Genomic DNA, 22,940 nt, shown 5'->3' on the forward strand with positions numbered 1-22,940 from the left:
CCGCTCGCTCCCACCGGTATCTTCACAGAATCCCCACAGACCGCCCGCAAGATCTCCGCGACGGGCTTCTAAGCTCGCCGCCATGCAACGGATCCTGGTGGTCGAGGACGAGCCCACCATCGCGCGGGCGGTCGCCGCCCGGCTGGTCGCCGAGGGGTTCGAGGTACGGGTGGTGGCCGACGGGCCGGCCGCCGTCGAGGCGTTCCGGGCGTACGGTCCCGATCTGGTGGTGCTCGACCTCATGCTGCCCGGCTTCGACGGCCTGGAGGTCTGCCGCCGGATCCAGGCCGAACGGCCGGTCCCGGTCCTGATGCTGACCGCGCGGGACGACGAGACCGATCTGCTCGTCGGGCTCGCGGTGGGCGCCGACGACTACCTGACCAAGCCGTTCAGCATGCGTGAACTGACGGCCCGGGTCAGGACGCTGCTGCGCCGGGTGGAGCACGCCGCCGCGCTGGCCGCGTCGGCGCCCGCCCGCGAGGTCGTACGGCTCGGCCCGCTGGAGATCGACCGGGCCGCCCGCAAGGTCGCGGTGGACGGGGTGACCGTGCACCTGACGCCCATCGAGTACGAACTGCTCGACAGCCTGGCCCGTACGCCGGGAACCGTGCTGACCCGGGCGGTCCTGCTCGAACAGGTGTGGGACTGGTCCGGCGGCTCCGGGACCCGGGTGGTGGACACCCACGTCAAGGCACTGCGCCGCAAGCTCGGCGCGGACTTCATCCGTACCGTCCACGGCGTCGGCTACGCCCTGGAGATCACTCCATGAGGCTGCTGCACCGGATGTGGACGGCGCTGCCACGGCCCCTCGACCCGATGCGGTCCATCAAGATCAAGCTCGGTGTGCTGGCCGTCTGCAACGCCTGCGTCGGCGGGCTGACGATGGTGTGGGGGTACGGCCTGGGGTTCCGGGGCCGGATCACGCTGCCGGTGGCGCTGCTGATCTCCGTCCTGATCACCCAGATCCTGGCGCACGGCATGACCTCGCCGTTGCGCGAGATGACGGCGGCGGCCCGGGCGATGGCCCGTGGCGACTACCGGCGCCGGGTCCGGGTGACCTCCCGGGACGAGGTCGGCGAGCTGGGCCGGGCCTTCAACCGGATGGCCGCCGATCTCGCCGAGGTGGAACGGCAGCGCCGGGAGTTCGTCGCCAACGTGTCCCATGAGCTCCGTACCCCGATCACCGCGCTGCGGGCGGTCCTGGAGAACGTCGCGGACGGCGTCACCCCGGCGACGCCCGAGGTGCTGGAAAGCGCCCTGGCGCAGACCGAACGCCTCGGCCGCCTGGTCACCCAGCTGCTCGACCTGTCACGCGTCGAGGCGGGTGCGGTCTCCCTGGACCTGGCAGCGTTCGAGATCGGCCCGTTCCTGGAGGCCGCGGTGGCGGACGCCCGGGTCGGCCATCCCGGTCCGGTCTTCACGGTGCGGGCCGAGCCCGGTCTCACCGTCCGCGCGGACCGGGACCGCCTGCACCAGGTCGTCGCCAATCTGCTCGACAACGCCGCCCGGCACAGCCCGCCCGGCGGCGCCGTCACCGTCACCGCCACGGCGCAGGCCGCCGCGCTCCGCCTGCAGGTGCGGGACGAGGGTCCGGGGATCCCCGCCGGCGAGCGGGCCCAGGTCTTCGAGCGCTTCTCCCGGGGCTCCGGCTCCCCCGCCGGCGCCCCCGGTGGCGGCACCGGCCTGGGTCTCGCCATCGCCCGCTGGGTGGTGGACCTGCACGGCGGTGAGATCGCCGTCGCGGACTCGCCGCGCGGCTGCCTCATCCGTGTCCTGCTTCCGCAACCTCCCCTGGGATCGTCATGACCGATCTGCCCGAGCCCCCCACCAGCCCGCGCTCGCCGGCACCTCCAGGCCGGTCCGGGTCGGCGACCGCCGACACGGCCCCGCCCGGTTCGGCCTCCTCGGGTTCGGCCTCGTCGGGTTCGGTCGTGGCGGCCGGGCCGGGGGCGAAGCGGCCGCCGGTTCCGCGACTGGTCGAGTGGCCGGCGGCGCGGCGGCCGTTCTCCCCGAGGTTGCCGGCCGGGGCGGCGCTGGCGGGAATCCTGGCCGCCGCGTTGTTCCCGGGGCGCCCTGGGCTGAACGTCCCGATCGTGGGGGTGGCCGTGGCGGCCACGCTGTTCCCGGTCGCCCGCCGGGACCGCACGTCGATGGTGTTCGGCGCGCTCGTGTCGGCTCTGCTGGTGGTGCCCGTCCTGGTGGACGCGGGCTGGCTCACCGCCCTGGCGATCTCGCTGGCCGTACCCCTCGGCTCGTACGCCCTGACCGGCGGTCGCTCCTGGATCGATCTGCTCGGCGGGGGTCTCGCACTCCCGCTGGCCGCCCCGAACACGGTGCTCTGGGCGGGCCGCGGCCTGGCCGTGCTCGGCCGGTCCAGGCGGCGGCCGATCGAGCCGGTGGTGGGCGCGGTCGCCGTCGCGGCCGTACTGCTCGCGGTGTTCGGCGGGCTGTTCGCCACGGCGGACGCCGCGTTCAGCCGGGCCGTCACCGGCCTGCTCCCCGACCTCGCGGCAGGGCCGCTGCTGCTGCGGATTCTCGTCTTCGGCTGTACCGCCGCCGTCGTGCTGACCGGAGCGTTCCTGGCCGTCGCCCCGCCACGGTTCGTCCGGCCGCCCGCGGCATCCCATTTCGGCCGTACCCCCTGGGTCATCCCGGTCGCCGCGCTCGACCTGCTGTTCCTCGGCTTCGCCGCGGTCCAGGCCGACGTGCTGCTGGCCTCCGACAAGGACCGCCTGCTGCGCAGCACCGGCCTGTCCTACGCGGAGTACGCCCGGCAGGGGTTCTGGCAGCTACTGATCGTCACCGGTCTGGTCCTCGTGGTCGTGGCGGTCGCCGTCCGCTACGCCCCGCTGGAGAGCCGGGCCGACCGGGCCACCGTCCGTACGCTCCTCGGCCTGCTGTGCGCGCTGACCCTGGTGGTCGTCGCCGTGGCGCTGCGCCGGCTGTACCTCTACGAGGAGACGTACGGCTGGACCAGGTTGCGGCTGTGGGTGCACGCCTTCGAGCTCTGGATGGGCCTGGTCGTCGTGCTGATCGCCGTCGCCGGCATCCGCCTCCGGGCGGCCTGGCTGCCCCGCGCGGTCGCGATGAGCGGAGCGGCCGGGCTGCTGGCCCTGAGCCTGCTCAACCCGGACGGTTTCATCGCCGCCCGCAACGTGGACCATTTCCGGCACACCGGCAGCGCCGATCTCTCCTATCTCTCCGGCCTGTCCGCCGACGCGGTCCCCGCTCTCGACCGTCTCCCCGAGCCACAGCGTTCCTGCACCCTGCGCGCCCTCGCCGGCGCCCTCCGGCACGGCGACTCGTGGTCCGGCCTCAACCTCTCGCGGACCCGGGCCCGCGCCGTGCTCCGGCGTCACCCGATCCAGCGCTCCCCAGTGTGCTGACCATGCCCGGAGGGCGGCTCCTGAGCCTGGAGAACGCGGCCGGTCGTTCGTCAGTGGCTCTGTAGCCGCTGCCGGATTCGGCAGACGCAGTTCTTCTTCCTGCAGAAGCCGAGCTGGGTGTTCGTCCTTCCGCTGATGTTGGCGTTCTGTATCTGCTGCCGGCCACTGTTGGTCGAATGGCTGAGCACCTGCCGGAAGTTACGGTTGGCCCGGCCGTTTCCACCGTGCATGCTGATGGACCCGGAATTGTGCTGGCCATCGTCGGGGAAACCGGTCCCATGGGGGCCTGAGCCGCCCGGCCTCGCGCTCGCCGGTGCCGCCAGGAGGGCTCCGGAGGCCATGACGAGCGTGATCAGCGTCAGCCTTCGCGCGTGGACGGCGGCACCGGTGACTCCCTGACGGATCATTTGGGTGCACACCTGTCCTTTCAGGGTGGCCGGTGGAGTGCCCTCCGTGCGTCTGACATCAGCGCCGTCGCTTTCCTACCCCGAGACCGGGCTCGTTTTCGACTCCCGCGCCCGACTGGGCAGATGATTACCCGCTCTTTGTCCATGACAGGCGCCTGCGGCGAGCCCCCGGTGCCGCCCGGAGCGGGGGCGTCAGTCCCGGCGTCTCCGGGTGGCGGAGCGAAGCTCGGCGACACGCGCCTTTCGACCCGAGGGTATGGCGGTCGATCCCGGTCTGGGAGGTATGTCGCTCGGGTGTTGAGTCACGCACCGGACATCGTGGTGTGGCGGTGCTGGGCCGCCATCCGTACCGCGGTGTTGGGCGCGCCATAGCCGTCGTAGTCCTTGACGCGCTGCACGATCTCGAAGAAGAGGTGCCTGCTGAGCATGGCGGTGTAGAAGTGGAAGAACTCGCCGGCATCGCTTCGGTCGTACAGCACTCCGTATTCGCGCATGGTCGCGATGAGTGAGCTCTCCAGATCGGTGCGGGCGGCGAGATCGTCGTAGTAGTTGGCCGGAATCGGCAGCGACGGCACCCGGCCGGCTCGCAGGCGTTCCGCGGCGGCGAAGATGTCCGTGCAGTGCAACGCGATGTGCTGGAACCGGGAGGTCTCAGGCAGCGGGCCACCGCCGAGCAGCGGCATGTTGATGACGAGCCGGACGTGGCCGCCGGTGTCGGCGATGGCGCGGCTGCGGACCAGGCCGTAGGGGTCGGCGATCTCCTCGTTGGTCCGCGGTCGCAGACCGAGCACGGACTGGTAGAACAGCGCGGCCTCGTCGAAGTGGTTCGCCGGCTGCGACAGCGCGACATGGTCGATGCCGGTGATGCCGGCCCCCTCGGGGCGCTCCCGGGGGGCGATCGGCGCGAAGTCGCCGAGCCAGCCGGTCCCGTGGGCGGTGTCGGTCCGGCAGAAGAACAGCGAGGTCCCGTCGGGCGCCGTGATGGCGGGCAGGTCGGCCTCGTGGCGCCCGGTGCGGCGTGGGATCGGGACGGCGAGGAGCGCGTCGGCGCGTGCGGCGGACCGGCCGGGGGAGCCGGTCTCCACCGCGAGGGCGGACAGCGCCGCGTCGCCGCGCTGCCACCTGCCGTCCGCCGGGTGGGCGCGGTTGAGCAGGACACTGGCCTCGCCCTGTTGCCACAGTTGCACGGGCTTGGTGCGGTGCCGTCCCGTGTGCGCGAAGCCCATGCCGAGCAGGAGGTTCTCGGCGGCCGGCTCCGACAGGGGGTCCACGGCGACTTCGACGAAGGCGAACCCCGACAGCTTCTCGGGCGTGGGCAGCGCCGCCAGCTCGACGGCGGGGAGGCGTTCGCCGAGGGAGTCCTCCAGCGCGATCAGTGAGCGCATGGCGTCCACCGCGGTGCGTTCCGCGTCGGCCTGCCGGAAGACGTCGTTGAACACCTCCAGCGAGAGCGGCCCGCGGTATCCGGCCGCGAGCACGTGCTCCAGGAAGCCGGTCAGGTCGAAGGTGCCCTGGCCGGGGAAGCAGCGATAGTGCCTGCTCCATTGCAGGACGTCCATGCTCATCTGGGGTGCGTCGGCCAGCTGGAGGAAGAAGAGCTTCTCGGCGGGGATGTCCCTGATGCCGGCCGGGTCGCTGCCACGGGACAGGATGTGGAAGCTGTCCAGGCAGACGCCGAGACCGGGGTGGTCGGCCGCCGCGACGATCTCCCAGGCGTGCCGGTAGTCGTCGACGTGCCGGCCCCAGGCCAGCGCCTCATAGGCGATGTCGATGCCGTGCTCGGCGGCCCGCTCGGCGAGGCGCCGCAACTGGTCGGCCGCCAGCATGTCGTCGTCGATCGCCGCGGGGGAGACGTTCGAGCACACGAGGAGCCGGGTGGCGCCGAGCCCGGCCATGACGCGGAACTTGTGCTCGGCTCGCCGGAGACCGTGGGTGAAGATCTCCTCCGGGACGGCCTCCAGGTCCCGGAACGGCTGGTAGAGGTCGATGGTGAGGCCGAGGTCGGCCGCCCGGTGCCGGACGTCGGCGGGGGAGGACGCGCAGCTGATCAGGTCGTTCTCGAAGATCTCCACGCCGTCGAATCCGGTCGCGGCGGCGGCCGAGAGCTTTTCGGTCAGCGAACCGCTGAGGCAGACCGTGGCAAGGGATTTCCGCATGTGATCCTCCGCAGCCGGACGTGCCCGCATAATTAACACACTAGTTCGTACATTACAAGCGGAAGGGTCTCCGGCGAGGTGGGCCGGGGTTTCTAGCCGGGTATGCGGCCGGCGCCGGTCAGATAGGCGACGACCATTTCCCCGATCATCTTCCGGTGCCGCTCGCGGTGCTCCGGGGCGGTGAGGTCGCGCTCGAAGAGCGTGCCGAACGTGTGCTGGTTGGCCACCCGGAAGAAGCAGAAGGCGCTGATCATCATGTGCAGGTCGATGGCGTCGGCGGGAGTGACGAAGTCGCCGCTGGCACGGCCCGCGGCGAGGATCTGCGAGATGAGCACGCTGATCGGGGCGGCGAGATTGGCGAGCACGTCCGACTTGCGGAGGTGCTCGGCGCGGTGGATGTTCTCGATGCCCACCAGGCGGATGAAGTCCGGATGAGCGTCGTGGTGATCGAAGGTCAGCTCGGCGAGCGTGCGTACGGCCTCGATCGGTGCCAGGTGCGCCACGTCGATGGCGGCCTCCGCGGCGCGTACCTCGGTGTAGGCCTTCTCCAGCACCGCGATGTAGAGCTGCTCCTTGCCGCCGAAGTAGTAGTAGATCATCCGCTTGGTCGTGCGAGTGAGGGCGGCGATCTCGTCGACCCTGGCTCCGTCGTACCCCTGCCGGGCGAATTCCTTGGTGGCGACCTCGATGATCTCCGCCCGGGTGCGCTCGGCGTCGCGCTGGCGCTCGCCGTTCGCCGTGGTGGCGGGCTGCGAGGAGGGCATGCGGCTCCTGAAGGAGAGGAGAGTCCAGATCGCCGCCCAGTCTAGTCGCCGGTCGCGGGCCGGCTCCTCGCCTGACGCCGCTCCCCGTCAACCGAGGTAGGCGGGGAGGACGGACCGGGGAATGGGACCTTTGTTGCGCCGGCCCTGCTGGGTCTCCTCCCAGGCGTGGGCCAGGATTCCGATGCTCCGGCTGAGGACGAACAGGCCGCGCGCCAGCGGCGCGGGGAAGCCGAGCTCGGCATAGATGATCGCGGTGGAGCCGTCGATGTTCATGGGGACCGGCCTGCTCCGGCCCCGGCCGAGCGCGGATTCGACCGCCCGCCCCGCGCGGAGGTGGTCACCTGCGACGATTCCGTCCCGTACCGCCTGGTCCACCAGCGACAGCAGCGGATCCCGGCGCGGATCGACCGGGTGGAACCGGTGGCCGAAGCCCGGCAGATAGCGCGGCCACGCCGCGATCACCTCTGTCACGGCCGTCTCCAGCTCGGTACCGGCCGCCTCGAGCTCGAGGATGTCGGTGAGCAGTTCGATGCATTGCTGCCCGGCGCCGCCGTGCGCGTCGCCGAGGACGTTGACGCCGGTCGCGACCGCGTTGTTGAGCCCCACGCCGCAGGTGGCCGCCATCCTGGCGATGGCGATCGACGGGGCCTGCGGCCCGTGGTCGACGCCCGCGACGAGCGCGGCCTCCAGCAGGGCGGCCTGGCCGGGACTCGGCAGGTCGCCGCGCAGCATCAGCCAGACCATGGAGGTGAGGCTGGTGGTGCCGATGAACTCCTGTACGGGCCGGCCGCGCAGCTCGATGATTCCGGGTTCCATGCGGGAGATGGCGGTTCCCCACCAGGCGGCGACCTCACCGGTCGGGTCGACGTCGGTCATGGCGCGGTCACCTCTGTCGTGGGAGCGTTCCAGCGGGCCGCGAGCTCCTCCCGCAGGTCATTGTGCTGGCCCAGCCGTGGCGGTGGTTCCAGTGCGCTCAGTGCCTCGTCGTCGTGCAGCACGCCGCTGCCGACGACGCGCAGGCTCCGGCCGGAGCCGTCCGGGAACGGAAGATCGGTGAAGAATCCGCGGTGCGCCAGCTGGTCCAGCCGCACCGCCTGCGGCACCGTGACGATCCTGGCCGCGGGCACGCCCGCGGCGTTGAGGAGCCGCTCCCACTCCTGCGCGGTCCGGCCGCGCAGTGCGGCGTTGAGCTCGTCGTTGAGCTCCTCCCGGTGGAGTCTGCGGTCCTCGCGCTGGGCGAAGCGCGGGTCGCCGACGAGGTCGTGCCGGTCGAGCAGCGCGCAGAGCGTCTCGAACTGCCGCTGCTGGTTGGCCGCGATGTTGAGCGGTCCGTCGGCGGTGTCGAACGTCCCCGACGGCGCGGCCGTGGCGTTCTGGTCCCCCATCGGCTCCGGGGCGACACCGCTGACCAGGTAGTTGGAGATGGGCCAGCCCATCGCGGAGACGGCGGCCTCCAGCATCGACACGTCCAGGAAGCAGCCCTCGCCGGTCCGCTCCCGCCCGGCCAGGGCCGCGGAGATGTTCAGCGCCGCCACCAGCCCGCCGACGGTGTCGCAGACGGGGAAGCCGACGCGCAGGGGTGCGGTCTCGGGAGTACCGGTGATGCTCATCATCCCGGACAGACCCTGAATGATCTGGTCGTACGCGGGTGCCTGGCTCATCGGGCCGGTCTGGCCGAACCCGGAGATGGCGCAGTAGACCAGCCGGGGGTTGAGCTCCCGCAGGCGGGGCCAGCCGAAGCCGAGGCGCGACATGACGCCGGCCCGGAAGTTCTCCAGCAGCACGTCGGCCCCACGGACGAGGTCCTCGAACGTCGACCGGTCGGCGGGGTCCTTGAGGTCGAGTTCGACCGACTTCTTGCCCGCGTTCTGGGCGAGGAACGAGGTGCCCAGGCCGGCCCGGTTGAGCTCGGGGTCCGGACCGAGGCGCCGCGCCAGATCACCCTGGCCCGGCACCTCGACCTTGACGATCTCAGCGCCGAGCAGCATCAGCTGGTAGCTGCAGTAGGGCCCGGCGAGCACATTGGTCAGGTCGAGCACTCGAACACCACTGAGCGGTCGCTCCCGCATTCGCCTGCTCCTTCCGCGGCCCCTGGTACACCGGGCGCCGCGATGATGAGAGATGGGGTCAGATCGAGGGACTCAGCGGGTGGTCGAAGCCCCGCTCGGACATCTGCTGGGCGACCTGTCTGAGGTCGGCGACGAACTGGTCGACCCGGTCGTCCCCGAAACGGACCGTGGGCCCGCTGAGCGAGAGCGCGGCCACCACCGCGCCGGACCGTCCGAGCACCGGGACGGCGACCGCGGAGAGCCCGTCCTCCCGTTCGCCGTGACTGACCGCCCAGCCCTGGTAGGCGGTCTCGTCGATCCATTCACGCAGCCGCTTGACGTGGCCCTCCCCGTAGGGAGAGCCCCGGGCGATGCGGGCCAGCAGGCTGTCGGGGGCCTCCCGCAGCAGCACCTTGGAGGAGGCGCCGGCCCAGAGCGGGAGCTCGTCGCCCACGTGCACCACGTGCCGTAGCGGTTGCGGGCTCTCCTGCTGGGCCACGCACACCCGGTAGATGTCGCGCAGCATGTAGAGGTTCACCGTCTCGCGTTGCCGGGCGCCCAGGTCGCGCATCAGCTTCTGGGTCTCCGGCGGCAGCTCCCAGCTGCTGCGGGCCAGGTGCGCCCACCGCCACAGCCCCGGGCCGGCGAGGTAGCCGTTGGGGGCGGCCCACAGCAGGCCGTTCTGTTCCAGGGTCTGCACGAGCCGGATCACCGTGGTCTTGGCCAGGCCGGTCGCCTCGACGATGTCCCGGATGGACACCGACGGCTGCTCCTCGGTGAGGAGCGAGAGGATGTCGAGCGCCCGCTGGACGCTCCGCACTCCCTGTGACTCGGCTCCGTCGTTGCTTGTGGCGCTCAATGTCTCCGGTCTCCCCGATCTGCGGCGTCCGATTCCCTGGAACCGTCCGTAGATTACACGCAGTCCGCACAGTGGTCTAGCAAGACCATCAAGCGGTCTGAGTGTCGGTGCGGGAAAAGTTCGCCCTCCCTCTTCCCTTGTGTGAGCCGAGTCACTATAACTAACTCACTGGTTCGTACATTGCGCCCAGTGATCAACCGCGGTGGCCCGCGTCAACGGTCACGGCGGAGAAGGGGGCCGGGTGTCGCAACTTTCCTCGCGGCGGCTATTGCCAGGGTCAAGAGATGGCTCATATCTTACTCGAAGTCCGCTGAGTGGTCCTAGTAGACCATCACACGGTCCAAGGAGGGCTTGATGCTGGACACCATCCTCACGGCCGGTACCCAGGTCAGTGTGGTCCAGGCGCCGGCACTGATCGGCGGCGGGTGGGCCGAGGAGGGTCCGCAGAGCGAGCGGATCGGACCGTACGCACGCCGGGTGGTCAGCCGGGCACCGCAGGCGCGGCCGTCGGACATCGCCGCGGTCCTCGGCCACGCGCGGAGCCACGCCAAGGTGGTGGCGGCGCTCGCACCTGCCGCGCGCGCCGCCGTACTGGAGCGGGCCGCGGCCCTGGCCGCACGGAACCGCGACGAACTGGCCCGGCTGCTCGCCCTCGAACTGGGCAAGCCCGTCAAGGACGGCCGCGGCGAGATCGACCGGGTCGCGGACACCTTCACGGTGTGCGCGGCGGAGGCCCGCCAGATCGGCGGGGAGAACCTCCCGGTGGCCGGGTGGGCGCGCGGAGTCGGCAACACCGCGCTCACCTACCGGGCGCCCGCCGGCGTGGCCCTGGCGATCACACCGTTCAACGCGCCCGCCAACCTGCTGGCCCACAAGCTGGGGGCCTCGTTCGCGGCGGGCAACACCACCATCGTCAAGGCGCCACCGCAGGCCCCGGCGACGTCGGCGGCGATCGTGGCGCTGCTGCTGGAGGCGGGCGCCCCTCCCGAGGCCGTGCAACTGCTGCACGGCGGTGGCGAGGTCGGCGCCGCACTGTGCGCGGCGGACGAGGTCAGCGTGATCAGCTTCACCGGCAGCGCGGCCACCGGCGCGGCCGTCGCGCGGGCGGCGGGCGCCAAGCGCCTGGTCCTGGAGCTCGGCGGAAACGCCGCCACCATCGTCTGCGACGACGCCGACCTCGACGAGGCCGCGCGGGTCTGCGCGCGGACCGGTTACAGCAACTCCGGGCAGAGCTGCATCTCGGTCCAGCGGGTCTACGTGCACCGGGCCGGCTTCGAGGAGTTCCTGGACCGCTTCACCCAGGCCGTGGCGGCACTGCGGGTCGGAGATCCGCTGGACCCGGCGACCGACGTCGGCTCCATGGTCGACGAGGAGGCGGCCGACCGGGTGGTCCGCTGGGTGGAGGAGGCCGCCGCCGACGGGGCCCGGGTGGTGCTCGGCGGCAAGCGGGCGGGCTCGACCGTCGCCCCGACCATCGTGGCCGACCCCTCACCGGAGGCGACCCTGGTCACGCAGGAGGTCTTCGGGGCGCTGGTGGCGGTCCTGCCCTACGACGACTTCGCCCAGGTGATCGAGGCCTGCAACACGAGCCGCTTCGGGCTGCAGGCCGGCCTGTTCACGCGTGACCTGGGCCGCGTCATCACGGCCTGGCGGGAGCTGGAGGTCGGCGGGCTGATCGTCAACGGCTCGTCCAACTTCCGGCTGGACCACGTGCCGTTCGGCGGCGTCAAGGACTCCGGCTTCGGCCGGGAGTCGCCGCGCTGCATGATCGAGGACTACACGGTCGTCAAGACGCTCCTGCTGCGGGGGATGTCCGTCTGGGGAGAGAACGCGTGAGGGCCGTCACTCTCGTCGCTCCGGGCGAGGTCGCGGTCGTCGACGACTGGCCGGAGCCCCGGTGCCTGCCCGGGCAGGTCATCGTGGCCGTGGAGGGCGTCGGCCTGTGCGGCTCGGATCTGTCGGTCGTCTCCGGACTGCGGGCGGTTCCGCGGATGCCCTGGGTGCTGGGCCACGAGGCGTTCGGCGTGATCTGTGCCGTCGGCTCCGGCGTGCGTGACCGCCGGGTCGGCCAGCGCGTCGTCATCGAGCCCAACTACCCCTGCCTGGTGTGCGAACCGTGCGTCTCCGGCGCGACCGCGGGCTGCCGCGACCGCCGCATCGTCGGCATCTCCGAACCGGGCATGCTGGCCGAGCGCGTGGCGGTCCCGGCCCGCTTCGCCTGGCCGGTGCCGGAGGACTGCCCGGTGCGGGACGTGGTGTGCGTCGAACCGCTCACCGTGGCCCTCAACGCCGTGCGCATCGGCGGGGTCGCGCCCGGCGATCGCTGCCTGGTGGTGGGTGCCGGGGCCCAGGGCCTGCTGGTGTGCCTGGCCGTCCAGCACGCGGGCGGCGTCGCCTCCGTGACGGAGCCGCACGCCGGCCGGATGAAGCTCGCGCTCGAACTCGGGGCGCTCGCCGACGATCACAGTGCCTTCCCGGTGGTCATCGAGACCTCGGGCGTACCCGAGGCGTTCGAGGCGGCACTCGGGCGCACGGCCCCCGGCGGAACGCTGGTGGCGGTGGGCCAGAGCATCCGCCCCGCGCGCCTCTCCACCTTCACCCTCGTCCAGCACCGCCTCACCGTGCGCGGCTGCCTCATCTACGACCACCCCGGCGGTTTCGCCCGCACCCTCGCCGCCCTGGGCGAGAACGGGCTGCGGCCCGGCCGGGTGCTCGCGGCGCGCTTCGGGCTCGCCGAGGCGCCCCGCGCGTTCGCCGAGGCCGCGGACATCGCGGGCAAGTCGTGGATCACCGTATCCCCATCCGAGGAGAACCCCCGATGACCGTGGAAGCCCAGACCAGGACGGTGTCCGCCGCGCAGGCGCTCGTTCACCAGCTCGAGTCCTATGGCGTGGAGTACGTCTTCGGCACCTGTGGCCACACCAACATCGCGCTGCTGGACGCGCTGGGCCGCAGCGGCATCCACTTCGTCATCGGCCGGCACGAGCAGGCGGCGGCACACGCGGCCGACGGGTACGCGCGCGCCAGCGGCAGGCCCGGGGTCGTCCTGCTCCACGTCGGGCCGGGCATGATGAACGCGGTGACCGGCGTGGCCACCGCGGCGCTGGACTCGGTGCCGCTCATCGCGATCTCCGGCGACATCCCGTCCTATTACCGGGGCCGCCACCCCCACCAGGAGGTCAACCTCCACGCCGACGCGGACCAGACCGCCATCTACCGGCCCTTCGTCAAACGGGCCTGGCACGTGCACCGAGCCGAGGACCTGACCCGTTTCACCGAGCGCGCCTTCTGGACCGCGACCTCCGGCCGGCCCGGTGCCGTGCTGGTCAACGTTCCGATGGACCTGTTCTCCCGGCAGGTGGCGGAGACCGGCCGGCCGCTGCCGCTGGAGACCGCCGCGCCCGACCTGCCCCGCCCGGTCGCCGAGCGCATCGCCGACCGCCTGGCCCGGGCCGAGCGGCCGCTGATCTACCTCGGCGGCGGCCTGCGCTCGGAGCCGGGCCGGGAAGCGCTGCTGTCGCTGGCCGAGCACCTGGACATCCCGATCGTGCACTCCCTCATGAGCAAGGGCGTGGTCCCCGACGACCATCCGCTGCTGCTGGGCATGCCCGGCTTCTGGGGCCTGCGGACCACCAACGACTACGCCCGCGACGCCGACGTCGTGCTGGCCCTGGCGACCCGTTTCGCGGAGACCGACGCCAGCTCGTGGGATCCGGCCTACACCTGGGACTTCTCCTCCGGCGGGCTGATCCAGATCGACATCGACGAGGCCGAGATCGGGCGCAACTACCCAGTGGAGATCGGAGCGGTGGCCGACGTGACGTACGCGGTCCGGGCCATCGCCGGGGCCGCGGCGGTCCTGCCACCGGGTGACCGGCCCGAGCTTCGCGACCGGATCCGCGCCGTCCGTACCGGGCTCTTCGCCGACTCCCGGGAACGGGGCCGCAGCGAGGACTTCCCGCTGCGCCCGGAGCGGATCCTGCGCGACCTGCGCGACGCGCTGCCCGCGGACGCGGTGCTGGTCACCGATGTCGGCTGGAACAAGAACGGCGTCGCGCAGTGCTACGAACTGCCCGCGGAGGGCCGGTTCATCACTCCCGGCGGAGCCTCCACCATGGGGTTCGGTCCGGCCGCCGCGGTCGGCGTGCAGATCGCCCAGCGGGACCGCGTCGTGGTCGCCCTCATCGGCGACGGCGGCATGAGCGCGCAACTGCCGGCGGTGCCCATGGCCGTCGAGCAGGGGCTCCCGGTGATCTTCGTGGTGATGAACAACCGGGCCCACGGCACCATCGCGGATCTGCAGGCGGCCAACTTCGGTGCCAGCTACGGATGCGAGTTCCGCGATCCGGACGGCCTGCCCTACAGCCCGGACTTCGCCGGGTTCGGTGAGGCCTGCGGCGCCGACGGCTACCGGATCTCCGCCCCCGCCGATCTCCGTTCGGCACTGAACGCAGCCGTCCAGCGTCGCCGACCGGCGGTCCTGGACGTGCCGATGGTCAATGAGCCGGTGCCCACACCCGGGCACTGGAACATCAAGGACATCTACCAGGGTGCCTTCCCCGAGGAGGGGATCTCATGATCCATGTCATCGACCCGTTCACCGAGGCCGCACCCACCTGGCTCGGTCTCGACGACAGCGGTCACCGCCGCAAGGTCTTCAAGGTGGTCGACGAGCACCTGCGCACGAGTGAGTTCCTCACCGGCGGTCTGACGATCTTCGAACCGGGCGAGGCCAGCTCACTGCACGACCACCCCGAGTCCGAAGAGATCAACTTCATCGTCCGGGGGAGCGGGGAGGTGGTGGCCGAGGACGGCAGCCGCACTCCCTTCGCCGCGCACACCTTCATGTTCATCCCCAAGAGCGTCAAGCACCAGCACGTCAACACCGGGCGCGAACCGCTGTGGCTGGTCTTCATCTACGGCCCGCACGGCTCGATTCCGCGTACCTAACCCACTCCCCACCACCCCGAGGTGACCCTCATGTCCAGATTCTCCGCACCCGCGGCCGGCCTGCTGGCCGTGGCCCTTGCCGTTTCCGCCTGCGGTACGCCGGGCTCGTCCAGCAAGGCGGACTCCGGCGGCACCGGCCCGATCAAGATCGCTGTCATCGACGCACAGAGCGGGCAGCTGAGCTCGCTGGGCGCCTGGGAGTCCAAGGGCGCCAAGCTCGCCGTGGGCGAGTGGAACAAGGCCGGGGGCATCAACGGCCGGAAGATCCAGCTGGACGTCTTCGACGACCAGGGCGACCCCACGGTCGGCACCAACCTCGCCCGTAAGATCAGCGGCGAGAAGTACGTGGCGATGATCGGCACCGCGGAGAGCGCCGTCACGCTGGCCATGGCACCGACCCTGCGGCAGGCACAGATTCCCAACATCACCTCGGGGCAGTCACCCGCCATGCCCGCTCTCGGCAGCCCCTTCCTGTTCCTCAACGGACCGACCAGCACCACCTACGACGAGACGCTCGCCAAGTACGTCGTGGACAAGCAGGGCATCAAGAGCATCGCGATGATCACCAACAACGGCTCGTACGGCAAGGGTGAGCGCGACGCCTTCCTGAAGTCGCTGTCCAGCCGGGGCGTGAAGCCGGTGGCCGACCAGGTCGTCACGACGGATCAGAAGGACTTCAGCGCGGCCCTGACCGGGATCCGGCAGAAGAACCCCAAGCTGATCTTCGTCGGCTCCGAGGAAGTCGAGGCCGGCCTCATCGTCAAGCAGGCCCGTGACCTGGGCATCAAGGCGCCCTTCGCCGGAGCGGCCCCGCAGGGCACACCGGTGTTCGCCAGCACCGCCGGTGCGGCCAACGTCGAGGGGACCATCGTCAGCACGCCCTACCTGAGCAACGACGTGAGCGACGCCGCGAAGAAGTTCGCCGCCGCGTACCAGGCCGCCTACGGCGAGGCCCCGGAACTGCACGGCGCGAAGGCCTACGACGGCACCAACATCGTGCTGACCGCCCTGAAGAGCTCGGGTGTGGCGACGGGACAGAAGCTCGCCGACGCCATCCGGGCCACCAGGTACAAGGGGCTGCTCGGCGACTTCGCCTTCGACAAGACGGGGGTGGGCATCTTCGCCACCTCCATCGGGACCATCAAGAACGGGAAGCTCGTCGCCGCAGGGTGATCTCCGGTTCCCGCCCATGGACCCGTTCCGGCTCATCGGATCACCTCCGTCCGGTGAGCCGGAACGGGCCGCTGTGAGTCGACCGCTCCGCCACGCGGCGCGGGGCACGCGAGGGCGTCGGCATCGTGGAACGCAACTCGTGGAACGCAAGGAGAACAATGCAGGTCTTCCTCCAAACCCTGGTCGGCGGGCTCAGCCTCGGCGCCATCTACGCCCTGGTCGCGATGGGGTTCTCGCTCGTCTACCGGACCATGGGCCTGGTCAACTTCGCGCACGGGAACGTGGTGATGATCGGCGCCTACGTGGCCTCCACGTTCTACCTGTCGGTCAAGCTCCCGTTCGCGCTGGCGATGGCGGTGGCGATCGTGGTCACCGGCCTGGTCGGCGTCGTCATCGAGCGGGTGCTGCGTCCGCTGGAGAACAAGGACTTCGACCTGATGCTGATCGGCACCATCGGGTTCGGCATCGTCCTGGAGGCGCTGGCCGTCATGATCTGGGGCGCGACCGGGCGAGCCGTCGCCAATCCGGTGCCGGCCGCCCCGCTGGACGCGTTCGGGGTGCGCATCCGGACCTATGACCTGGTCGTGCTGGCGGTCACCGCGGCGGCCATGCTGCTGCTGGTGCTGTTCCTGCAGCGCACCAAGCGGGGCGCCGCCATGCAGGCGGTCGCGATGGACCACGAGGCGGCCACCGCCGTCGGCATCCACGTCGGCCGCAGCAACGCGATCGCGTTCGCCATCGGCGCCGGCCTGGCGGCGCTGGCCGGGGGCCTGGCCGGGCCACTGCTGTACGTGAACCCGACGATGGGCGGTTCGCTGGGCATCAAGGGCTTCGCCGGGGCGATCCTGGGCGGTTTCGGCAGCATCCCCGGCGCGATCATCGGGGGCGCCGGGATCGGCATCCTCGACTCGTTCGCCGCGGGTCACTTCCAGGGCTACTCGGACCTGGTCACCTTCGTGGTGTTCACCGTGATCATCATGGTCCGGCCGACCGGCATCTTCGGCGAGAGGACGGTGAACCGCGCATGAAGTACCGCCTCGGCGGGCTGGCCCTGCTGGTGCTGGCCGCCTATCTCCTGCCGTACCAGCTCGGGGTCTACGCCATTCACGTGGTGGACGTCTCGATCGTCTTCGCCCTGCTGGCGATCGGCCTCGGCCTGGCCATGGGCATCGGCGGCCAGATCAACCTCGCCCAGGTCGCCTTCTTCGGCGTGGGCTCCTACGCGACCGCGATCCTCACCACGCAGGCCGGGATGGGCTTCTGGACCGCGGCCGTCCTGGCGATGCTGGCCGCGGCCCTCGCGGGGCTGATCGTCGGCCTGCCCGCACTGCGCGTGCAGTCCCACTACCTGGGCATCGTCACGCTCGGGCTGGCGCTCGCGTTCATCAACTGGATCACCAACGCCTCCGTGGCCGGGGGAGCGGACGGCATCTCCGCGATCCCCGTGCCGCCGCTGTTCGGCGTCGACCTGTCGAGCGAGTACCTCTACTACTACCTGGAGGTGGTGGTCTTCGCCGTCTCGCTGGCCTTCGGCCTGTTCGTGGTGCGCACGCCACTGGGCCGCCGGCTGCGGGCGATGCGCGACGACCCCCTCGCCGCGGGAGCCGTCGGCGCGGAGATCCCGATGCTGCGGATGACCGCCTTCCTGTGCGCGAGCCTGTACGGCGGGATGGCCGGGATCCTGTACGTGGGCCTGATCCGGTACGTGGCACCGGACACCTTCAGCGTCGCCAACATGTTCCTCCTGCTCGCCATGGTCATCATCGGCGGGCGGCAGAGCCTGGTGGGCTGCGTCGTCGGCGCCCTGGGCCTGTCCCTGATCCGCGAGTGGCTCTCCGACTTCTCCACCTCCGCGCAGCTCGGCTACGGCGTGGTCGTCGTGCTCATGGTGGTCTTCGCCCCGACGGGCCTGGCGGGCATCCCCGCCCGGGTGCGCGAGATGGTGCGGCGGCGGCGCGGGACCGGCACCGAGCGTGCCGTGCTGCGGCCGTTCCTGCCGTACGAACCGGTCGCCGCCGCCGATGACCCGGAGCCCCTCCTGGAGATCAAGGAGATCAGCAAGCACTTCCGCGGTGTCAAGGCGCTCGACGGGGTGTCGCTCACGGTCGCCGCCGGGGAGATCCGCGGGATCGTCGGGCCCAACGGGTCGGGCAAGACCACGCTGTTCAACGTGGTCAGCGGCCTGTACCGGGCGACCGGCGGGCAGGTGGTCCTGGACGGCCGGGTGGTCTCCGGCTCCCGGCCGTACCGCCTCTCCCAGCTCGGGGTCGCCCGGACCTTCCAGAACCTCCGGCTGTTCGGCAACCTCACCGTCCGGGAGAACCTGCTGGTCGCGCTCGACCGCAGCCGGACACGGGCGATCTGGCGCTACGCGATCTGGCAGGTCGGCGTCTGGCGGCAGGACCAGGCGCTGAAGCGCCACGCCGACGAGCTGCTGCTGCGGTTCGGCCTCGCCGAGTTCGCCGGGGCGCTGCCCGGTTCGCTGCCCTACGGGATCCAGCGCCGCATCGAGATCGCCCGGGCGATGGCGGGCTCCCCCCGGCTGCTGCTGCTGGACGAGCCGGCCGCCGGTCTCAACGGCGAGGAGGTCGGCCAGCTCGCCGAGATCGTCCGGTCGATCCGCGGCAGCGGCGTCACGGTGGTGCTCATCGAGCACAACATGGGCCTGGTCATGTCCCTGTGCGAACGGGTGACCGTACTGGCCAGCGGTGTGATCATCGCCGAGGGCGGCCCGGCCGAGGTGGTGGCCACACCCGCGGTCATCGAGGCCTATCTGGGTGACGAGGCGATGTCGGACGCCCCGCTGTCCCTTCCCCTCTCGAGCGGCACGGAGGTCACCGGATGAGCGGCACCAGCACGACGACCAGTGAGCAGGACCCGGCGGCGGCACAGGGAGCCGAGCTGGAGGTCGAGGGACTGTCGGTGCACTACGGAGGGGTCTGCGCGGTCAAGTCGATCAGCTTCACCGTCGCCCCGGGCCAGTCGGTCGGCGTCATCGGCGCCAACGGCGCGGGGAAGACCTCGACGCTGCGGGCCCTGATGGGCCTGGTGCCCCGCAGCTCGGGCCGGATCCGCTACGGCGACCATGACCTCACCAAGGTCAGGGCCCGCGACATGGTACGGCGTGGCATCGGTTACGTCCCCGAGGGCAGGCACGTCTTCTCCGGCCTGTCGGTGGAGAAGAACCTGCTGCTCGGCGCCTACGCCCGGCCATGGAAGGCCGAGACCCGCCAGGGCCTGGCCGAGGTGTACGAGCTGTTCCCGGTGCTCGGCGAGATGCACGCCCGGATGGCGGGCGCGCTGTCCGGCGGGCAGCAGCAGATGCTGGCCATCGGCCGGGCGTTGATGGCGCGGCCCCGGCTGCTGCTGCTCGATGAGCCGTCCATGGGGCTGTCGCCCAAGCTCGTGGACGAGATCCTCCAGGTCCTGCAGCGGCTCCGGGAGGAGGGCCTGAGCATGCTGCTCGTCGAGCAGAACGCCAAGCTGACCTTCGAGGCCACCAGCGAGTGCCTCGTCATGGAGAACGGCGAGGTCGCGATCGTCGGCAGCTCCGAGACGCTGCGCCGGGACGTCCGGGTGCGCCGCATCTACCTGGGGCTGTGAGAGCGCGGTCGCTGACGGCGCCGTCCTGCTGCCAGGCCCCCCGGGCTCGCCCTGATCCGGTGGATTCGCCGATGAGCCGGGACGCTCTCCCCGGGTGCTCACCAGAGCACCCGGGGAGACGCCACCGGCCGGCGGGCTCAGCGGCAGAAGGGCTCCTTGCCCATGGCCGACTCGATGCCGCCGACGATCAGCTGCTGGAACCGCGTGGCTCCGGGGAAGGTCGCGTCGTCGGTGAAGTCCTTGGCGTCATGGCCCAGCGTGGTCACCCAGGACCGGCCGCCGTCGTAGTACTGGCACCACGCGACCGGGTGGAAGTCGCCGTGCCCCGGGTGCCCCATGGAGCCCCTGGCGCCCTGAGCCAGCGAGCTCTCGTCCACCGTGGCCAGGAAGCGCACGTTGGTCGGGAACGGCACCAGGTTGTACCACTCGTCGGTGAAGCTCCAGGTGGCGGGCAGCTCCTTGGTGGACGCGTCACGACGGTCGATCGTGCGGACGGTGCCGGCCTGCACCGGGCCGTGGTCGTAGTAGTTGGCGCCGCCGAGCAGACCCTCGTAGAACGGCCAGTTGTACCCGGTGCCGAAGGCGTTGTGGATGCCCACGAAGCCGCCGCCGCCACGCATGTACTGGCGCAGCGAGGTCTGCGCGGGCAGGTCGAGGTTGTCGCGGGAGGTGCTGAAGAAGATCACGGCGTTGTACCTGAACAGCTGCGACGGGCTGGCCAGCTGGGCGACGTCCTCGGTCCAGTCGACGCCGAAGCCGTTGTCCCGCCCGAGCCCCACGATCGCGTTCTGCACCACGTTCGCGGGGCTCAGCGCGGGGTTCAGGCCGGTGCCGAGGGCGGGGCCGAGGTCGGCGTGGCGTGGTCCGGCGGTGCGGGTGTAGAGCAGGACCTTGTAGCCCTTGGACGGGTCGAAGTTGCCCCAGTCGTGGTAGCAGCGCGCGCTGGTGCCACGGCACACGCCGTAGTCCGGGTCGCCGAGCTCCTGGGCACCCTGGTTCGGCCGCGTGTTCCGCGGTCCGGTCGCCGAGGCGGTCAGGCCCGTGGCGAAGGTGGCCGCGACGACGGTGATCGCGGTGCTGACACTCGCCACCAGCGCGGTCATGAGTGTCGAGGAAGGTCTCTTCATCTGCGTGCTTCCTTCCGGCTCAGGACGCTGGTCCGCCTAGTGGACCAATTGAACCATCATGAGCTTCATGACGATCTCATGCGTTTCTCTGACCAGCAAGACCCTTCCCTTATCAACAGCGCATTTCGCGTGCAGGTCTTGCGGGTTTCAAAATCTCGGCTTACGGTTGCGGCCGTTAGACGGTTCAGTTGATCCACTAAGTGGTTCAGCATTCGGCAGCCGCGCTCTAGGAGCCACACATGACCGATCCCTTGGAACGCCGGACGTTCCTGACCGGTGCCGCCACCGCCGGCGGCGCCCTGGCCCTCCGCCCGCTGACCCCGCCCGCCGCCGCGCAGCCTGGCGCGGAGCCGCATGTCATCCCACGTCAACCCGGCGGTCTCGGCCCCACCGGCAAGGACTACCCCAAGGTCGGCGGGGACCTGGGCAACCAGAACCACTCGGCCCTCCGGCAGATCACCCGGCGCAACGTCTCGCGGCTCGGCGGGGCATGGCATGTCAACCTCGAGGGCGGCAGCACGAGTGCGGCCCAGCAGAGCACGATCGTCGCCCAGGACGGCGTGCTCTACGTGCAGACCACCCAGCAGAACGTCTTCGCCGTCGACGGGCGGACCGGGGTCACCAAGTGGAAGACCGGCGTCGGCACCAGGCAGACCAACATGCGGGGCGTCGCGGTCGCCGAGGGCAAGGTCTTCACCACCTCGGGCGCCAACATCGTCTACGCACTCGACCAGGAGACCGGCGCCGTCGTCTGGCAGCGGCAACTGCTCACCGACCTGGAGGGCACCGGCGACAACGGCGGCTGCGATCCGGCCAACGGGCAGTGCGGCGGCAGCATCGGCACGCTGGCCGGCGCGATCGTCCACTGGGACGGCATGATCTACGTCGGCATGCAGGGCAGCACCATCGGCGCACGGGGACGCGCGTACGCCCTGCGGGCGGCGACCGGCGAGGTCGCCTGGACATTCTGGGGCGCGCCCGGGCCCGGGATGTACGGCAACGACACGTGGGAGGGCGAGTCCTGGCGGACCGGCGGCGCGGTGACCTGGATGCACCCGGCCGTCGACCCCGACCTCGGCCTGGTCTACTGGACCTTCGGCAACCCCTATCCGCGGACCAACGGCTCCACCCGCGGCGGCACCAACCTGTTCGCCAACTGCCTGCTCGCCCTCGACGCCAAGACCGGCGAGCGCCGCTGGCACTTCCAGTCGGTGCACCATGACATCTGGGACTTCGACAACGTCATGGCGCCGGTCCTGATCGATCTGCGGATCGGACGCCGTAAGCGCAAGGTCGTGGTGTACGGCAGCAAGGTCGGCATGTTCTACATCCTCGACCGGGTCAACGGGGAGCCCGTTCACGGGATCGAGGAACGCCCGGTGCCGCAGGAGCCCCGGCAGAAGACCTGGCCCACGCAGCCGTTCCCGGGCGGTGCGCCCTTCGTCCACCAGGCCCCGAGCTTCCACGACACCACCCGGCCGGTGCCGTACTACCCGACGGGGAAGATCTTCACCCCCTTCTGGGACGACGCGACGATCCTGTTCCCGGGGGCGGGCGGCGGAGCGGACTGGTCGCACATCTCGTTCAGCCCGCACACCGGTCACCTCTACATCGGCTACGGGCTGATCAACTCCTCGTACTCCAACACCAACGGCGGCAGGGTCAACACCGCCCGCCCGTACGGGGAGTACTTCTCCGGTGGGATCGTCGCCGTGGACCCGCACACCAACAGACCCGTCTGGCGCAAGGAGGGCGACTGGTCCCTCGCCCATGGCAACGGGATCCTGACCACCGGTGGCCGCGTCATGTTCCAGGGCGGCCCGGACGGGGTCCTGGTCGCGATGGACGACACCGACGGCCGCAGGCTGTGGAGCTGGCAGACCGGCGCGGGAGTGCACACCAGCCCGGTCTCGTACGAGATCGACGGCGAGCAGTACATCGCGGTGTTCGCCGGCGGCAACGGGTTGCCCTACCCCGACATCCCCAAGGGCGACCACCTGTGGGCCTTCAAGCTAGGGGGGTCCGTGCCACCCGCCGCCGCGCCGGCACCGCCCTCGAAGCGCAACCAGATCCGGGTCGCCCCCGTCAGCGGGACCACCGTCACCCTGGGACGCGTGTGGAACAGCGCCACCCAGACGCCCGGCACCACCGAGAACATCGTGGCGCAGACCGCCATGTCACCGCAGCACCTGGCCGTCCCCGTCGGCGCCACCGTCACGTTCGTCAACCCCGCCGACAACACCCACAGCCACGGTGCCGCCTCGTTCTTCGGGCACGAGTTCAACACCGGGCGGCTGGCTCCCGGCACGTCTTACTCCCACACGTTCACCGAGGCCGGTGAGTACTTCTACAACGACCCGGTGTTCCCCCAGAGCACCGGCAAGATCGTCGTCCAGTGACCACCGCGCGTCGTCCTGGCGGCCACAGATCGCCGGGCGGTCCGCCCGGCAACCACGAAGGAGAATGA

The 22,940-nt window shown here is 71.0% G+C and carries 19 protein-coding genes; 12 read left to right on the forward strand and 7 right to left on the reverse strand.

The window, feature by feature from the left end; all coding sequences use genetic code 11:
- The first annotated feature begins 82 nt into the window (after nucleotides 1-82).
- From ACRYCC_RS05215 to ACRYCC_RS05225, 3 genes are read left to right on the forward strand one after another with little or no spacing between them, the layout of a single operon-like run.
- Nucleotides 83-769, forward strand: a complete 687-nt coding sequence (locus ACRYCC_RS05215; protein WP_433809255.1) for a response regulator — start codon at nucleotides 83-85, stop codon at nucleotides 767-769.
- Complete coding sequence (locus ACRYCC_RS05220) at nucleotides 766-1,806, forward strand: sensor histidine kinase (protein ID WP_433809257.1); 1,041 nt, start codon at nucleotides 766-768, stop codon at nucleotides 1,804-1,806. The genes ACRYCC_RS05215 and ACRYCC_RS05220 overlap by 4 nt, the downstream gene beginning before the upstream one ends.
- Nucleotides 1,803-3,386, forward strand: coding sequence for a DUF4153 domain-containing protein (locus ACRYCC_RS05225; protein ID WP_433809259.1), 1,584 nt, complete (start codon nucleotides 1,803-1,805; stop codon nucleotides 3,384-3,386). Before ACRYCC_RS05220 ends, ACRYCC_RS05225 begins: the two co-directional genes overlap by 4 nt.
- 50 nt (nucleotides 3,387-3,436) lie before the next feature.
- Here the strand turns inward: ACRYCC_RS05225 and ACRYCC_RS05230 are convergent, their stop codons facing one another.
- The 6 genes from ACRYCC_RS05230 to ACRYCC_RS05255 form a co-directional block, all read right to left on the reverse strand.
- Nucleotides 3,437-3,793, reverse strand: a complete 357-nt coding sequence (locus ACRYCC_RS05230) for a hypothetical protein (protein WP_433809261.1) — start codon at nucleotides 3,791-3,793, stop codon at nucleotides 3,437-3,439.
- Nucleotides 3,794-4,095: 302 nt separating this feature from the next.
- A complete protein-coding gene (locus tag ACRYCC_RS05235; RefSeq protein WP_433809263.1) occupies nucleotides 4,096-5,949 on the reverse strand; it encodes a bifunctional sugar phosphate isomerase/epimerase/4-hydroxyphenylpyruvate dioxygenase family protein in 1,854 nt (617 codons plus the stop codon).
- A 92-nt stretch (nucleotides 5,950-6,041) separates the two neighbouring features.
- Nucleotides 6,042-6,713, reverse strand: a complete 672-nt coding sequence (locus ACRYCC_RS05240; protein ID WP_433809265.1) for a TetR family transcriptional regulator — start codon at nucleotides 6,711-6,713, stop codon at nucleotides 6,042-6,044.
- Between the two features lie 87 nt (nucleotides 6,714-6,800).
- Nucleotides 6,801-7,589, reverse strand: coding sequence for a citryl-CoA lyase (locus tag ACRYCC_RS05245; protein ID WP_433809267.1), 789 nt, complete (start codon nucleotides 7,587-7,589; stop codon nucleotides 6,801-6,803).
- Entirely contained in the window at nucleotides 7,586-8,782 is a 1,197-nt protein-coding gene (locus tag ACRYCC_RS05250) for a CaiB/BaiF CoA transferase family protein (RefSeq protein ID WP_433809269.1), read from the reverse strand. Before ACRYCC_RS05250 ends, ACRYCC_RS05245 begins: the two co-directional genes overlap by 4 nt.
- Before the next feature lie 58 nt (nucleotides 8,783-8,840).
- Nucleotides 8,841-9,620, reverse strand: a complete 780-nt coding sequence (locus ACRYCC_RS05255; protein ID WP_433809271.1) for an IclR family transcriptional regulator — start codon at nucleotides 9,618-9,620, stop codon at nucleotides 8,841-8,843.
- Between the two features lie 354 nt (nucleotides 9,621-9,974).
- On the opposite strand from ACRYCC_RS05255, the gene ACRYCC_RS05260 reads away from it, so the two are divergent.
- The 8 genes from ACRYCC_RS05260 (at nucleotide 9,975) to ACRYCC_RS05295 (ending at nucleotide 19,346) form a co-directional block, all read left to right on the forward strand.
- A complete protein-coding gene (locus tag ACRYCC_RS05260; protein WP_433809273.1) occupies nucleotides 9,975-11,456 on the forward strand; it encodes an aldehyde dehydrogenase family protein in 1,482 nt (493 codons plus the stop codon).
- The gene (locus ACRYCC_RS05265) at nucleotides 11,453-12,442 is read left to right on the forward strand and encodes a zinc-dependent alcohol dehydrogenase (RefSeq protein WP_433809274.1); all 990 of its coding nucleotides are present in this window, start codon (nucleotides 11,453-11,455) and stop codon (nucleotides 12,440-12,442) included. Before ACRYCC_RS05260 ends, ACRYCC_RS05265 begins: the two co-directional genes overlap by 4 nt.
- Nucleotides 12,439-14,199, forward strand: a complete 1,761-nt coding sequence (locus tag ACRYCC_RS05270; protein ID WP_433809276.1) for a thiamine pyrophosphate-binding protein — start codon at nucleotides 12,439-12,441, stop codon at nucleotides 14,197-14,199. Before ACRYCC_RS05265 ends, ACRYCC_RS05270 begins: the two co-directional genes overlap by 4 nt.
- Nucleotides 14,196-14,570 carry a cupin domain-containing protein gene (locus ACRYCC_RS05275; RefSeq protein ID WP_433809278.1) on the forward strand — a complete coding sequence of 125 codons (375 nt, stop codon included), beginning with the start codon at nucleotides 14,196-14,198 and terminating at the stop codon, nucleotides 14,568-14,570. The genes ACRYCC_RS05270 and ACRYCC_RS05275 overlap by 4 nt, the downstream gene beginning before the upstream one ends.
- Nucleotides 14,571-14,600: 30 nt before the next feature.
- Nucleotides 14,601-15,743, forward strand: a complete 1,143-nt coding sequence (locus ACRYCC_RS05280; protein WP_433809280.1) for an ABC transporter substrate-binding protein — start codon at nucleotides 14,601-14,603, stop codon at nucleotides 15,741-15,743.
- A 158-nt stretch (nucleotides 15,744-15,901) separates the two neighbouring features.
- A complete protein-coding gene (locus tag ACRYCC_RS05285; protein WP_433809282.1) occupies nucleotides 15,902-16,771 on the forward strand; it encodes a branched-chain amino acid ABC transporter permease in 870 nt (289 codons plus the stop codon).
- The gene (locus ACRYCC_RS05290; protein WP_433809284.1) at nucleotides 16,768-18,588 is read left to right on the forward strand and encodes a branched-chain amino acid ABC transporter ATP-binding protein/permease; all 1,821 of its coding nucleotides are present in this window, start codon (nucleotides 16,768-16,770) and stop codon (nucleotides 18,586-18,588) included. Before ACRYCC_RS05285 ends, ACRYCC_RS05290 begins: the two co-directional genes overlap by 4 nt.
- Entirely contained in the window at nucleotides 18,585-19,346 is a 762-nt protein-coding gene (locus ACRYCC_RS05295) for an ABC transporter ATP-binding protein (RefSeq protein ID WP_433809286.1), read from the forward strand. The genes ACRYCC_RS05290 and ACRYCC_RS05295 overlap by 4 nt, the downstream gene beginning before the upstream one ends.
- 137 nt (nucleotides 19,347-19,483) lie before the next feature.
- Here the strand turns inward: ACRYCC_RS05295 and ACRYCC_RS05300 are convergent, their stop codons facing one another.
- Nucleotides 19,484-20,473: a ThuA domain-containing protein gene (locus ACRYCC_RS05300; RefSeq protein ID WP_433809288.1), complete on the reverse strand. Its 990-nt coding sequence runs from the start codon at nucleotides 20,471-20,473 to the stop codon at nucleotides 19,484-19,486.
- Nucleotides 20,474-20,712: 239 nt separating this feature from the next.
- On the opposite strand from ACRYCC_RS05300, the gene ACRYCC_RS05305 reads away from it, so the two are divergent.
- A complete protein-coding gene (locus ACRYCC_RS05305) occupies nucleotides 20,713-22,872 on the forward strand; it encodes an outer membrane protein assembly factor BamB family protein (RefSeq protein WP_433809290.1) in 2,160 nt (719 codons plus the stop codon).
- The last annotated feature ends 68 nt before the right edge of the window (nucleotides 22,873-22,940 follow it).

The sequence above is a fragment of the Actinomadura scrupuli genome, assembly GCF_050971785.1.
In the GTDB taxonomy this organism is placed as follows: Bacteria; Actinomycetota; Actinomycetes; order Streptosporangiales; family Streptosporangiaceae; genus Actinomadura_E; species Actinomadura_E scrupuli.